The 13,110-nt window shown below is 39.9% G+C and carries 16 protein-coding genes; 5 read left to right on the forward strand and 11 right to left on the reverse strand.

The annotated features are described in order from the left end of the window. Positions 1–15: 15 nt before the first annotated feature. The 3 genes from CE058_RS06260 to CE058_RS06270 form a co-directional block, all read right to left on the reverse strand. A complete protein-coding gene (locus CE058_RS06260; protein WP_048010154.1) occupies positions 16–207 on the reverse strand; it encodes a hypothetical protein in 192 nt (63 codons plus the stop codon). Positions 208–570: 363 nt separating this feature from the next. Then, the gene (locus CE058_RS06265) at positions 571–1,290 is read right to left on the reverse strand and encodes a YebC/PmpR family DNA-binding transcriptional regulator (RefSeq protein ID WP_048010155.1); all 720 of its coding nucleotides are present in this window, start codon (positions 1,288–1,290) and stop codon (positions 571–573) included. A 169-nt stretch (positions 1,291–1,459) separates the two neighbouring features. Beyond that, positions 1,460–2,410 (reverse strand): Gfo/Idh/MocA family protein, encoded by a 951-nt coding sequence (locus CE058_RS06270; RefSeq protein WP_227886972.1) that lies wholly within the window; start codon positions 2,408–2,410, stop codon positions 1,460–1,462. A 176-nt stretch (positions 2,411–2,586) separates the two neighbouring features. Here CE058_RS06270 and CE058_RS06275 point away from each other — a divergent pair, with 176 nt between their 5' ends. Further along, on the forward strand, positions 2,587–2,817 hold the full coding sequence (locus CE058_RS06275) for a hypothetical protein (protein WP_226619234.1): 231 nt from the start codon (positions 2,587–2,589) through the stop codon (positions 2,815–2,817). An 88-nt stretch (positions 2,818–2,905) separates the two neighbouring features. On the opposite strand, the gene CE058_RS06280 is transcribed toward CE058_RS06275, so the two are convergent. The 5 genes from CE058_RS06280 to CE058_RS06300 form a co-directional block, all read right to left on the reverse strand. Continuing rightward, positions 2,906–4,024, reverse strand: a complete 1,119-nt coding sequence (locus tag CE058_RS06280; RefSeq protein WP_163141273.1) for a thermonuclease family protein — start codon at positions 4,022–4,024, stop codon at positions 2,906–2,908. Between the two features lie 111 nt (positions 4,025–4,135). After that, entirely contained in the window at positions 4,136–5,014 is an 879-nt protein-coding gene (sdaAA, locus tag CE058_RS06285; RefSeq protein WP_048010158.1) for an L-serine ammonia-lyase, iron-sulfur-dependent, subunit alpha, read from the reverse strand. A 31-nt stretch (positions 5,015–5,045) separates the two neighbouring features. Next, the gene (gene sdaAB, locus CE058_RS06290) at positions 5,046–5,708 is read right to left on the reverse strand and encodes an L-serine ammonia-lyase, iron-sulfur-dependent subunit beta (RefSeq protein ID WP_163141276.1); all 663 of its coding nucleotides are present in this window, start codon (positions 5,706–5,708) and stop codon (positions 5,046–5,048) included. A 78-nt stretch (positions 5,709–5,786) separates the two neighbouring features. Further along, on the reverse strand, positions 5,787–6,461 hold the full coding sequence (locus tag CE058_RS06295) for a helix-turn-helix transcriptional regulator (protein WP_286167902.1): 675 nt from the start codon (positions 6,459–6,461) through the stop codon (positions 5,787–5,789). 171 nt (positions 6,462–6,632) lie between these two features. After that, the gene (locus CE058_RS06300) at positions 6,633–6,866 is read right to left on the reverse strand and encodes a group-specific protein (RefSeq protein WP_163141279.1); all 234 of its coding nucleotides are present in this window, start codon (positions 6,864–6,866) and stop codon (positions 6,633–6,635) included. 161 nt (positions 6,867–7,027) lie between these two features. Between CE058_RS06300 and CE058_RS06305 the strand changes: the two genes are divergently transcribed. From CE058_RS06305 to CE058_RS25025, 4 genes are read left to right on the forward strand one after another with little or no spacing between them, the layout of a single operon-like run. Further along, a complete protein-coding gene (locus CE058_RS06305) occupies positions 7,028–8,404 on the forward strand; it encodes a HAMP domain-containing sensor histidine kinase (RefSeq protein WP_163141282.1) in 1,377 nt (458 codons plus the stop codon). Then, positions 8,401–9,078 (forward strand): response regulator transcription factor, encoded by a 678-nt coding sequence (locus tag CE058_RS06310; RefSeq protein WP_163141285.1) that lies wholly within the window; start codon positions 8,401–8,403, stop codon positions 9,076–9,078. Before CE058_RS06305 ends, CE058_RS06310 begins: the two co-directional genes overlap by 4 nt. 3 nt (positions 9,079–9,081) lie before the next feature. After that, positions 9,082–9,297: a hypothetical protein gene (locus CE058_RS25020; protein ID WP_286167903.1), complete on the forward strand. Its 216-nt coding sequence runs from the start codon at positions 9,082–9,084 to the stop codon at positions 9,295–9,297. Positions 9,298–9,300: 3 nt separating this feature from the next. Next, positions 9,301–9,642: a VTT domain-containing protein gene (locus CE058_RS25025; protein WP_286167924.1), complete on the forward strand. Its 342-nt coding sequence runs from the start codon at positions 9,301–9,303 to the stop codon at positions 9,640–9,642. Between the two features lie 40 nt (positions 9,643–9,682). On the opposite strand, the gene CE058_RS06320 is transcribed toward CE058_RS25025, so the two are convergent. From CE058_RS06320 to ltaS, 3 genes are all read right to left on the reverse strand, one after another. Further along, positions 9,683–10,282 (reverse strand): YdhK family protein, encoded by a 600-nt coding sequence (locus tag CE058_RS06320; RefSeq protein WP_163141288.1) that lies wholly within the window; start codon positions 10,280–10,282, stop codon positions 9,683–9,685. A 192-nt stretch (positions 10,283–10,474) separates the two neighbouring features. Beyond that, entirely contained in the window at positions 10,475–10,804 is a 330-nt protein-coding gene (locus CE058_RS06325; protein WP_163141291.1) for a four-helix bundle copper-binding protein, read from the reverse strand. Positions 10,805–10,932: 128 nt separating this feature from the next. Then, a complete protein-coding gene (gene ltaS, locus CE058_RS06330; protein WP_163141294.1) occupies positions 10,933–12,900 on the reverse strand; it encodes a lipoteichoic acid synthase in 1,968 nt (655 codons plus the stop codon). Positions 12,901–13,110: the final 210 nt, after the last annotated feature.

Here is a 13,110-nt window from a genome sequence, read left to right on the forward strand (position 1 = left end):
GATTGAAGTTTCACTTTATTCTGTGATTGTGACTAACTTTACATCAGCGAAATCAAATCGGTGATAGTGACCTTCAGAACATGTCAGTTCAACATACCCTTCCAGATCCTTAATGCTCCCGATTACCTCGGATTTATTTTCTGCTTCAATCTCTTCTGTTACGGTAACGCCTTTTTCAAAAGTATAAATAACTTTAAATTTATTCATGTGTGTAAAACTCTCCTTTCCCTATTTTTGTTCCCATCACTTCAGTGATTAAAACACAAAAATTCTTATTTCAGTTATTTTCCAATAACCAGAATTATAATCTTTCAGTGGGAATTTAATGGCATTATCTATATCAGGCAGACATAAATAGCGTTTGCTAGCAATATGATATTCGACAGATATCATCTGATATCACCATAAAACTGCACTTACCGTCACTATTTTAATAAAGGTTCATTTTTTTCGACAACCTCAATTTCATTTAGTGGAAATGAAATTGGATTTGTAGTTTACATAACATTATTATAGAAAACTTATTAAATAAAAATGGAGCCCAGCTATTAAGCGGACTCCTCTTCTCCATTATTCACCTAAATCAACATTATGATATACACGCTGGACATCTTCCAAGTCTTCAAGGGCGTCAATCAGTTTTTCAAATTGTACCTGTGCATCAGCTTCAAGGGTGACTTCATTTTGCGGGAGCATTGTTAATTCAGCAACAGCAAATTCATTGATGCCTGCTGACTTGAATGCTTCCTGAACTGCATGAAACTGATCGGGCTCTGCATATACAATTACCGTATCTTCTTCTTCCAGAATATCACGTGCGTCTACGTCTGCTTCCATTAGTATTTCCAGTACTTCTTCCTCTGATTTGCCTTCAATGCCGATAACAGCGGTTGAGTCGAACATATAGGAAACAGATCCGCTCACACCCATATTTCCGCCATTCTTTCCAAATGCAGCACGTACATTAGAAGCTGTGCGATTTACGTTATTCGTTAATGCATCAACAATAATCATGGATCCGCTAGGCCCGAATCCTTCGTAGCGAAGCTCATCATAGTTTTCTTCCGCTCCGCCTTTTGCTTTTTCTATTGCACGATCAATAATATTTCTTGGCACGTTATATGTTTTTGCACGCTCAAGCACAAATTTCAGGGCCTGGTTTGCTTCCGGATCAGGCTCCCCTTGCTTGGCAACCACATATATCTCAAGTGCAAACTTGGAATAAACACGGCTCGTATTTGCGTCTTTTGAGGCTTTCTTTTCTTTGATATTGTTCCATTTACGGCCCATATGTCCCACTCTCTTTCAACTTTGGATCAAATAAGTTATAGAGTCTTCAGTATTCTGAAGAACTCTCACTAAATTATTATACATTAAGACACCTGTTTTTTTCGAGCATTGTTTCTTGATAATGACTGTTGGCTTATAAGTGAAAAAAGAGACACAAATGTGCCTCTGATCAATTCAATAGGATTCTTTCTAATACCTTTTGCACCTGGTGGCCTTCTTTAAAGGATACCAAAAATGCTTTATCTCCTCTTATTGCTTTGAGGAGTTCTGCAGGAAGACTTTTTTCTGGCTCATCAAGCATTATAATTTCTCCGTTCTTTTCATCGGTAGTTTGAACCAGAATACTCCAGTTCTGCATATCTAAAGTTCCTTTATCACCAAAAACTTTAAAAGACAGATGTTCTTGCTGCCCAATTCCGGCTATTCCGTTAAACACAACCGGAATACCGCCTGGCAGCGTTAATAAAGTCGAAAAGCTTGTTTCACATAATCGTTCATCTTCAGGAAATTCAACAAAAGAATGGACATTGTCCAATTCTCCGAAGGTATCATGAATCATGTGGATGAAATGGGGCGCTACTTCCCTGATAAAGCCTCCCTGTTCCCTGCTTGATATCCAATCGTTCTGCTGCCATTCACGCGGCCATTGCTTAAACTGCAGGTGCAGTTCAACTTTCTTAATCTTACCCAACTCACCATTATGTATCTTATCCTTAAACAATTTAAAAGCTGGACTATATGCCATGGGAAAATTCATTGCGTGTATGATTCCGGCATTCACAGCAGCTTCACACATTTCCTTGGCCTCTTCAATGGAATTGGCCAGAGGCTTCTCACAAAGAAGATGCCTGCCGCTCTTTATAATATCCATTGCAATTGTATGATGAAATTTTGGCGGAACACCTAAATAGATCAGCTTGATGGTTTCATCCTGAAGTACATCCAAATAATTGGTATGCATTGTTGCATCCGGCAGCTCAGCTTTAAATTTATCTAGTCGTTCAGCATTTCGATCACAAAGTGCTGCAATCTCAAACTCCTCATTCTGCCGAAATTGACGGAGTATTCTTTCCCCTACGGCACCCATCCCTATCAATCCAACTTTAATCTTTTCTCTCACATACTTCACCTTCTTATGAAAAATCATGTACTAAGTGAATTATATCGTTAATTGCAAATATTCAAAAGTTTAATTTATCTTATAAGTTCTCAGAGTATGGACCAAAAATATACCGGCCAATAATTGGATAGAAAAACGTTGTATGGGGATAATAATTTTAATAAAACAATCAGGAGGTGCCATCATTGAACCTGGATAAGGATATGCAATTTGAAATCACAAGTACCTTCATGCCAAATCTTAACCGTTCCCAAACACTTAAAATTCTGGAGGTGACCCAGAACAGCGTTGTCATTCAGATGGACAGATCAAATGGACGCGGAGTTTTTCCGGCAGAAAACTTTCATTACTGGATTAAAAGAGGCTCTCTTATTAAATTGAATGGTCACCATAAAAGAACCTCATAGAGCACTGGCGCCAGTGCTCTTAATTTTTTATTTTTCACATTGAGCCTATTAAAAGAGGCTGGCTCTACATCCTGAGCCAGCCCTTCTCTTATCGTTCACAAGCATAATTGTCTTTATCTCTATCATGCTTTGAATCATATGCAGGGTGTGTAGATGGCACACCATTTGGATATACCTTTCTCAACTCCGTACAGTTTTGATAGGACTCTGAACCGCTTTCTGAAGAAGTTGAATTGCCGGCTGTACCGATGCTGTCATTGGACCCGCTTTTACCGGTATTACTTGATGAACCGCTCACAGCTTTAGAATCCAGGTCCCCTTTAGTCGTTCCTTCATCTCCCAGGGCCCATAACCCTTTGTTGGCTTCTCTTGCTTCCCTGCCAAATTCTCTAAAGTATTCACTATATTTCACATCCGGATTGTAGGTGGATGGCTCCGCATAACCATTCAGTACCAAATGGGCATTGAACATTTTTTCACGTATTTCACCTTCGTCCATATCATCCGCCGGAATGTCCAGCCAAACAATTCTCAGCAGGCGGCCATACCGATCTGTGTCTGAAACATCCTTTTGCATCCAGATTTTCTTGCCAGTCAGCTCAGAAGTGGTGAATTGGCTTGCTTCTTTTCCGTATTCTTCAACTCTTGTCGTTGATTCGGGAGTGTTCACTCCAATCAGGCGGACTTTCCTGCCGTCAGAGGTTTCAATTGTGTCACCGTCTACTACTCTGCCAACGGTAACTAATTCCAGGCCTAAGCTCTCTGCAGCCTGACTTTGTACTTGTTCCTGTTTTTGCTTTTCTTCCTCTTCCTGCTTCTGTTTTTCTTCCTGTTCTGCTTCTAGCCGTTCTTGCTCCTCAGCTTGCTTTTTTGCTTCCTCTTCCTCAGCCTTCTCTTTGGCAAGCTTTTCGTCTTCAGCTTTTTTCTCTGCTTCATTCTCTTCTGATTGTATTTGTTCCTTCTCAGGCTCATCCACAGTTTCGGTTGCATCGGAATCTGCAGTTGCTAAAAATATAGATAAAATGAAGCCTGCTGCCATAATCCAGCCCGATTTTTTAAAATTTATTTTATATTTACGGTGCTGGTTACTTAAATATAATCCAATTAAAAAGACTGCTAACCCGATAAATGCTGCAGGAGCAGCTATGCCCATTAAAAGCATAAACACAATAACAATAGTAATAATAGTCCATCTTATAACTTTCAAACTCTTATTTCTCCCCTTTATAAAATTTCCCTAAATAAGCATACCTTTTTTCCTTCCAAATTTAAACACCAATTCACTAATGAATTGGTGTTTACAGGCCATAAAATAAAATTACTGCTTTTTACCAAAAATCTCTTCCTGCAGTCTTCTGCCGGTAGGCGTAGCAGCGAGTCCTCCCTCAGCTGTTTCCCTTAGTGCTGAAGGCATGGATTGTCCGATTAGGAACATTGCATTAATGACTTCATCACATGGAATTCTGCTCGTAATTCCGGCAAGTGCCATATCCGCAGCTGTCATGGCATTGGATGCACCCATGGCATTCCGCTTTACACATGGAACTTCTACTAGTCCGGCAACTGGATCACATACAAGGCCCAGCATATTCTTAAGTGTAATTGCCATCGCTTCGGCGGCCTGCTTTGGTGTTCCGCCTGCCAGTTCTACGATGGAAGCTGCCGCCATGCCGCTTGCAGACCCCACCTCAGCCTGACATCCTCCAGCTGCACCTGAAATGGAGGCATTGTTTGCCACAACAAAGCCAAAAGCTGCGGAAGTAAACAGGAATTCGATCATTTCCATCCGTGTGGGTTTGAGGACTTCTTTTACAGCGAACAACGTACCCGGCACCACGCCCGCTGAACCTGCTGTCGGTGTGGCACAGATTATACCCATTGCTGCATTAACTTCATTGGTTGCGACTGCTTTGCTGACAGCATCCAATAAAATATTTCCTGATAAAGCCTTTCCGCTCTGAATGTATTTTTGCAGAAGAACTGCATCGCCGCCTGTAAGTCCTGTAACAGATGTTACCCCTTTGAGTCCCCTCTCAACTGCCTGTTCCATGACAGTCAGGTTGCGGTCCATTTTGGCAATAATTTCATCACGTGTTAATCCCGTTACTTCTATCTCCTGCTGAATCATGATTTCAGCTATTTTTACACCTTTATTTTCAGCGAGCTCTACAAGCTCAGCAACATTTCTAAATAACATTAGACTTTCCCTCCTGATGACCAGCTAACTATTAGTCAACCATTCTAATTATTTGCGTTACATTTGGAAGCCCTTCAAGCTCCCTCATCACATCCTGGTCGATCTTCTGATCCACTTCAATAACCATGATGGCCATTTTTCCTTTTTCCTTGCGCGAAACTTCCATATGGCCGATGTTGATCTGGTGCTTGGATAAAATATTCGTTACAGCGGAGATAACACCAAACTGATCGTTATGAACAACTAAAATGGCAGGATGCTCCCCGGATAATTTAAGTTCAAAGGAATTCAGTTCAGTTATTTCAATAGTTCCGCCGCCAATGGATATTCCTACAAGTTCAATTTCACGATCACCTTCAGTTAGCTTCACTCTTACCGTATTAGGATGGTCTGTAACAGTATCTTCAACTGTAAAAATGACTTCAATCCCAGCTTCTTCAGCTAATTGAAGGGCAGAAGGAATTCGCTCGTCAAAGGTATCAAAGTCAAGGATACCGCCAACAATCGCCACGTCCGTGCCATGTCCTTTATAGGTTTTTGCAAAAGAACCATATAAGGAAATCTCTGCTTTGGACGGCTGTTTTCCAAAAAGAGTACGGGCAACACGTCCAATGCGTGCAGCTCCTGCTGTATGAGAGCTTGAAGGACCGATCATAACCGGGCCGATAATATCAAATGCTGATCTGTATTTCATTTTGTATGCCCCTTTACTGTTAAGGTCTATAATTGGATACAGCTGTATTGATAACAGCATCTATTTTAATAACTACTCTTATTTATGCTCCAAGGCTGCTTCAGGCTGGAGCTCATTTATTGTTCTGATTTTCTGCAGGTAATTATAGATGGTAAATTTCGAAACCCCCAGAACCGATGCGACATAATCAGTTGCCCCTTTAATGAGGAATGTCCCTTTATCATCAAGCTGGCGTACACATTCGACTTTTTCTTCAAGCGTCATCAATGAAGGTGCCTTCTTAAAGCCCTGAAGAACCTGATCTACCATCTCGTGAATAACATCCTGAACGGAATTAAAAAAGGTTTCCGATTTAGACGAATGTTCATCAAAGCTGATAAATTGTTCAATTTCTCCTCCGACTTGCATGAGCAGACTAATATCATAATTAAGGCATAATGCGCCAATTACTTTATTTTCATCATCCCGGAGAAAAATCGTAGATGATTTCATAACATTTCCTTTTTTTGACTGAGTTTTATAATTCGCAATATCATTAACTTCGTTTTTATGTTTGGCTAATTCATTTAATACAAGGTCGGTGATGGGTGAGCCGATCTTTCTTTCTGTTATATCTCCTGCTATATGGATAAGCGATTTTTTTAAGTCGCTGAAATCGTGAACGGCCACTTCACAGCGGGAACCAAACATTCGCACAAGCATATCAGCAGTCCGGATCGCCAAATCAAATACAGGTCTATGGCATTCCTTCAACTTTGTCACTTCCTTTTATGAAATCGCTTTCAATATTATACTACTCTATATTTCTCTTCAATTTCATAATACCATAAAAACAATATAGTTAAAATAAAATTTTAATAGCTACAAAAAAATTGTAAGATAAATAAATAATGCCGCATCTGATTTATATGCGGCAATTCAATATTATACATTCTTTAGTACAAGGTAAAGCCTGCTGACACGCTCTGTTCGTTCTTCTTCAGAAGCAAGATCAAATTTTTTCAGCAGATGGAAGACTTCATTTAAAATATCCTGTGTATGTTCCTGCTGGAAAAATGACTGAAACAGCGGGTTCATATCTTCCGGGAGAAAACTTCTCTGCTGTTCAAATTTCTTTTGAACATCTTCCGGAGTATGATCCAATTTACATTCGCTCATTAAAAAAACCTCCTGTATGACTGTATACTTTTTTTTCGTTAGTATTAATCATTATTCTATTTTACCTTCTACAGTCCTATTAAAACATATACCTCTTCTGCATCGTTTCTTCAAACATTTCGACTATAATAGAACTAATTGATTTGAAATGAGTGAGTTCTTTGAAAAAACTGTCTGTGAAGCTCGGTCTGCTGTTCCTTCTGATCCTTTTTGGCCTTGAAACAACTATGTTCTTCTTTTTACATAGTACCCTTGTTGAATCACGTGTGGAAGAAGAGCTCATAGCCTTGCAGACACGCGGCAATTCACACCGTGCTATACTCGAAAAGCATTTTGATGAAAATACGATTTCCCATGTAGCTCTGATGGAATCTGAAGCCACTACAGATGTAGTTATTACAAATTCAACCAAGGAGATCCTTGGTTCTTCTGTTGATAGCAGTTTGATCCAAAGGTACATAGAAAAGCCGACTATATCTTCTGAAAGGGAGGGCAAAACCATCGGTGAGAATTGGAAAGAAGAAGATTATATTTCAACTGTCAGCCCGATTGAACAGAATGGTGTGCTGATTGGCCATGTATATATGTTTCAAGATACAGCCTGGATTCAGTCGTTAATCTCACGCTTAAATGAACAATTTTTAATCGCCGGGTTCGTTGCCGTCATTTTTACCATTACGATCATTATCTTTTTATCAAAGGCTCTGGCGAAACCGCTGATTAAAATGAAGGAAGCCACCTCACAAATAAGCAGCGGTGATTTTTCAGTTTCCCTTCCTAAAACCGGTGACGATGAACTTGGGGATTTAGCACGGTCCATCCAGTTATTGGCGGGCGACCTGAATTATCTCAGAGAAGAACGAAGTGAATTTTTATCCAGCATTTCCCACGAGCTTCGCACTCCTCTTACTTATATTAAAGGATATGCGGATATAGTTCAGAAGCGGAACCTGAGCCCGGAAGAGAGAAATCAGTATTTATCGATTATCCTGGAGGAAACCAACCGGCTTTCAGATATGGTTAAAAACCTTTTCGATTTGGCTAAGATCGATAAAAATACCTTTGATATTATAAAAAAACCAATAGACCTGAACGAATTCATGAATAAAATTGAAACAAAATTTTCTCCGGCATTCGCTGAAAAAGGCATGCAGCTATCTGTCAGCTGCCCTGAATCAATCATCCTTTCTGCGGATGGATCAAGGCTGGAGCAAATCATATTTAATCTTCTGGATAACGCGATTAAATATTCCTCAGCTGGAAACAAAACAACAGTAGAGGTAAGCAGGACTAAAAAACATGTCATCATCAGAATAAATGATTCCGGAAGAGGAATCTCTGAAGAGGAACTGCCCTTTATCTTTAATCGTTTTTACCGAGTGGATAAATCACGTGCAAGAGCTCTTGGGGGTACAGGTCTTGGACTCGCCATTGTGAAAGAACTTGTCCATGCCCATGGAGGGACTATTTCTGTATTCAGCAGAGAAGGTGACGGAACAGAATTTGAAATTGTTTTTAAGGGAGAAACGGAAAGATGAAAACAATACTTTTGGTTGACGATGAAACTAGAATGCTTGATCTAATTTCTCTATACTTAGCGCCCCGCGGCTACAATTGCATAAAATTGACTTCATGTTCAGATGCCTTGCTTTACTTGGAAACCCATTCTGCAGATCTGGTCCTTTTAGATGTCATGATGCCTGATATGGATGGATGGAGTGTATGCAAGGAAATTAAAAAATATTGGGATATTCCTATCATCATGCTCACTGCCAAAAGCGAAAAGCCGGACATTGTAAAAGGATTGAACATTGGAGCAGATGATTATATTCTGAAGCCGTTCGATGAAGAGGAATTATCTGCAAGGATTGAAGCGGTTTTGAGAAGAAGCAAAAAAGATGGAAAAACCAAAACCTTTAAAGGGCTGGAACTTAAAGAAGATTCTTTTGAGCTTTCCTATAAAAATAAGGAAATTCTGTTAACCCCAAAAGAGTTTTCAATGTTAAGCCTTTTTCTCTCAAACTTGAACAGAGTTTTCTCACGTGAGCATTTAATAGGCTCTGTTTGGGGTTATGGGGTGTCAATCGAAGATCGCACCATTGATTCGCATGTAAGAAATTTACGTGAAAAATTAAGGAAAGCCGGGTTTCCTGCAGATGAGTATCTGACGACTGTCTGGGGTTTAGGCTATAAATGGGCCGGAAAGGATTAATAGATGTTTTCTGATATCATCGAATCGCTTTCAGATGAACCGATATTGGCGGCTTTATTTAGTATCTTCATGAACATTGCTGCAGCGATAACGGGATTCCTCCCAAGTGCCTTTATTACGGCTGGAACAGTTGCCGTTTTTGATTTAAAAATGGGGCTAGTTCTTTTGATCATCGGAGAAGCAGCCGGAGCAATTATAAGTTTTATACTTTATCGTTAAGGAATCACCAAGCTTACCTCCTCTTTTCCTCAGCCAAAGAATAACAAATTTTTTTCAAAGCTTCAGAGTGCGGAAGGTCCAGATGCGTTTTTCATGGTTGTTTTGCTGAGGGTCTTGCCTTTTGTCCCATCAGGTGCAGTCACACTGGCAGCTGCATACATCAAAATGAGGCTTCTGCCCTTTAGCATTGCCAGCACGATCGGTAAAGTACCTGCATTGTTCATGGAAGCCTTTGCGGTTTCACATATACTAAAATTTGAAAAGGAGATGCAAATAGCCATTTTTCTATTAGTTGCGTTCTTCCTTTTAATTTACTATTTATATAAAAATGCTAAATTAAGCTAAAGAGCTTATCTTCGGCAGATAAGCTCTTTAACTTTCTATATTATTCAGCAGGAGAAAGCTCGTTTTCTGTCACCCACATGTGATTTTTTACTTCCTGCCCGTCAGCTGTAGTAAAGTCAACCATATAGACAGTTGTTTCATTCACAGAATCGATTTCGGCAGTTGCTCCTTCCATCCCCTTCATGTGGCTTGCGTTTAATGTTACCTCGTCGCCTTCTTTAAATGGCTCCTCACCTGCATCAGCAATCTCCTCGTGAACTACCCATTTATGGTTTTCAACTTTTTTACCGCCAGTGGTTGGTGTATAAGAGACCGTATATACGATTGTATTATATGCACCTGCAATGGTTGCTTCCGCTCCCTCCATTCCCTCCATATGTCCTTCTGTTATAAAGGCTTTGCTTCCAACTTCATATTTCGGGTTTTCAGCTTCCTTTATTCCTTTAGGAACTTCTCCTGAGCCGGAATGATCCATGCCTGAATGGTCTCCTGAATGGCCGCTGCTTTCATTATTCGTTGTATTCTCTTCCTTGCTGGCACTTTCCTCTCCAGTATCCCCGTCACTTCCGCCGCATGCAGTTAAAGTTATCGCTGCAGCCAGGGAAACAAACCAAATGGCGAATTTTTTTCTTGTTAACATATTCAATTCCTCCTTTTCTTCATGAAGTTAGTATGGCAATAAATTGTGCAGAAATTATGAAACAGGTATGCAAATGTCTAAATTAATACTGCCTTTTCAGACGGAAAATATGTACAGTCTCCATAACCAAATATTGCAAATAAACTGGATTAAAAACAGACACCCTGCTGGATGTCTGTTTTGTCTGCTGATTTAAGCAGCCATTTTACGGCATTCTTCTGCACACTTAAAGCATGCTTCAGCGCAGCGCTGGCAATGATCGTGATCGTGTTTTTTGCACTCATTTCCGCATGCATCACATATATCTGCACATAGATTGCAAATTTGCTTGGCAAAGGGGCTGTCAGACTGCATTGCCTTAGCAGCAAAGGCACAGATATCAGCACACTCCCTGTCCAGTCGAATACATTCTGCCATCATTTTAACATCCTCTTCTCCCAAGCATGCATCATAGCATACATTACAGGCTTTCATGCACTCTAAACAAGCTTGGATGCATTCTTCAAAAGATTGGTTGTACATCCTTATCACCCTTTCATTATATCTTTTCAATGATATTCTACCCTTGCATTTTCTCAGTAAACTCCATACTTTCTGCATATATTTAAGGGTTAAAAAAGAGCAGAGAGTATTCTCTCCGCTCCTGAATCTTACTTCTGTACACCAGGCCCATTTCTTTCCTCTTTAAACGGGACCTCTTTCTTAATATATGAATAATCACTCCGGTTCACTGGAACAAATCCTTCCGGCTTATAAAAGCGCAGCAGGTCTTTATAAACAATGTTGTCCGACATTTCCAGCTCTATTTTCGCCTGATCAGAAAGTGACTTACATGCATTAGCCTCAGCTATTTCGCCGGTTTCCGTAAAATAGCAGGTTTCTTCAATTTGGGTATATTCCAGTGAAATAAAGTTGCCGTTTCGGAATGGGACAACTTCACGGTGTTTTGCCGATAACAGATCTGATCCCATTTCAAGGTGATTTTTCGTATCAATGCCCAGCAGGTGAAGTAAAGTCGGACGCACATCTACCTGTCCGCCGACATTATGGATAATGCCGCCATCTACTCCCGGTACATGTATGAATACTGGCACTCTTTGAAGCCTGGCGTATTCGAACGGAGTAATTTCTTTTCCGATCACCTCTGCCATTGCCTCATTGTGGTTTTCAGAAATTCCGTAATGATCTCCATATAAGACAACTACTGTGTGATCATACAGTCCGGAATCCTTTAAATCGTTAAAGAACTGCTCGAGTGCCTGGTCCATATAATTCGCCGACTGGAAGTAGTGATTAACCACATCATTTTCTGTTTCTCCAGCAGGAAAATCAGTATCCCACTCATCCATCTTAAAAGGGAAGTGGTTAGAAAGAGTGATGAACTTTGTATAAAATGGCTGCGGAAGACTGGTTAGCATCTGCATGGATTCCTTGAAAAAAGGCTTATCTTTCAATCCATAGTTTTTCGTGTTTTCATCGCTCATATTGTAATACTCAGCATCAAAAAACTTATCATAGCCCATGGTTTTATACATTTCGTTACGATTCCAGAATGTCTTGTAGTTTCCATGGAAAGTTGCTGAAGTATAGCCATGTGGCTTTAAGATAGCAGGTGTGCCATGGAATGTATTTTGAGCTTTTGTTACATAAACGGCTCCCTGTGACATGGGATATAGCGATGTATCCATGATGAACTCAGCATCGGAAGTCTTTCCCTGTCCGGTTTGATTGACTATATTATCAAAGTAAAATGTCTTGCCGCTATGTGCCAGTGAGTTCAGGAATGGGGTAACTTCTTTTCCATTCAGCTTGTAATCTATAATAAAAGTCTGCAGTGATTCCATGGATACATAAATAACATTCATGCCCTTGGCTTTTCCGAAGTATTCAGGGTTTGGAGGTGCATATTTTGCTTTAACATAGTTCTCCACTTCAGTCACATCGTTCGTATCCGCAAGAGCTCTCTGGCTGGCAGACTTCGCATTCTGCACAATATCATAAATCGTGAAATTGTATGCTCCCAGGTATTTCACCAAATAATTGCGGTCAAAAGAACGTGTAAGCAGTTCAGGGCGGTCATTCTCTGCAATTCCAAGATTGATGAAGAAAACAATAATCCCGGCAGCCATAACAGCCAGGGCTGGTTTTCGGCTAATTTTCTTTCCAGGTTTGTACCACTTCCTGATTGCCAGAAAAAGAAGCAGCAGTGTATCTGTAAAATAAAAGATATCCCAAGGAGTCATTAACGACAGAGCACTATCTCCCAGCTGCCCCCCATTTACTTTTGCCTGCATTAGAACAGGAACCGTAATAAAGTCGTTAAAGAATCGATAATAAACGACATTTGCATAAAGCAGGAAGGATAAGAAGAAATCCAAGCCAATAAGCATGCCGGATTGCCATTTCCCTTTAAAAAACAAAGCCAATCCCAGGAATACCAGTGTAGAACTTAACGGATTCAAAAACAGGAGAAATCGCTGTATGTCATTATTAATCCCTAAGTTAAATTCAATGCGATAGGCTACATATGTTTTTAGCCAAAAAAGAATGACAGTCAGAAAGAATACAGCAAGGCTGCTTTTCGCCAATTTGACAGGCGATTTAAATAACTTTCTCATTAGTGTGGTTTCACCTCTTAAATTGTACAATACGAAAAACTTAGCAGCGGCTAAAGTTTTTATTATGTAAAAATTTTGTAGATGCAGCATTAATAAATGGTGAACGAATGTAAAATAATATAGCACAATTTCAAATCGATGAAAATGGTTATCTCCTTTATATCTTTCGCCTTTTTCCTGCAAAAACCAACAACTTTTACTAAAACAACC

The organism is Bacillus sp. 22-7, from assembly GCF_010628845.1.
GTDB classification, from domain to species: Bacteria; Bacillota; Bacilli; order Bacillales; family Cytobacillaceae; genus Cytobacillus; species Cytobacillus firmus_B.

Bases quoted from the DNA above. Each gene is read 5' to 3' on its own strand.
- CE058_RS06260 (WP_048010154.1), bottom strand. From the start codon at position 207: ATGAATAAATTTAAAGTTATTTATACTTTTGAAAAAGGCGTTACCGTA.
- CE058_RS06265 (WP_048010155.1), bottom strand. From the start codon at position 1,290: ATGGGCCGTAAATGGAACAATATCAAAGAAAAGAAAGCCTCAAAAGAC.
- sdaAA (WP_048010158.1), bottom strand. From the start codon at position 5,014: ATGTTATTTAGAAATGTTGCTGAGCTTGTAGAGCTCGCTGAAAATAAA.
- sdaAB (WP_163141276.1), bottom strand. From the start codon at position 5,708: ATGAAATACAGATCAGCATTTGATATTATCGGCCCGGTTATGATCGGT.
- CE058_RS06300 (WP_163141279.1), bottom strand. From the start codon at position 6,866: ATGAGCGAATGTAAATTGGATCATACTCCGGAAGATGTTCAAAAGAAA.
- CE058_RS06310 (WP_163141285.1), top strand. From the start codon at position 8,401: ATGAAAACAATACTTTTGGTTGACGATGAAACTAGAATGCTTGATCTA.
- CE058_RS25020 (WP_286167903.1), top strand. From the start codon at position 9,082: ATGTTTTCTGATATCATCGAATCGCTTTCAGATGAACCGATATTGGCG.
- CE058_RS06320 (WP_163141288.1), bottom strand. From the start codon at position 10,282: ATGTTAACAAGAAAAAAATTCGCCATTTGGTTTGTTTCCCTGGCTGCA.
- CE058_RS06325 (WP_163141291.1), bottom strand. From the start codon at position 10,804: ATGTACAACCAATCTTTTGAAGAATGCATCCAAGCTTGTTTAGAGTGC.
- ltaS (WP_163141294.1), bottom strand. From the start codon at position 12,900: ATGAGAAAGTTATTTAAATCGCCTGTCAAATTGGCGAAAAGCAGCCTT.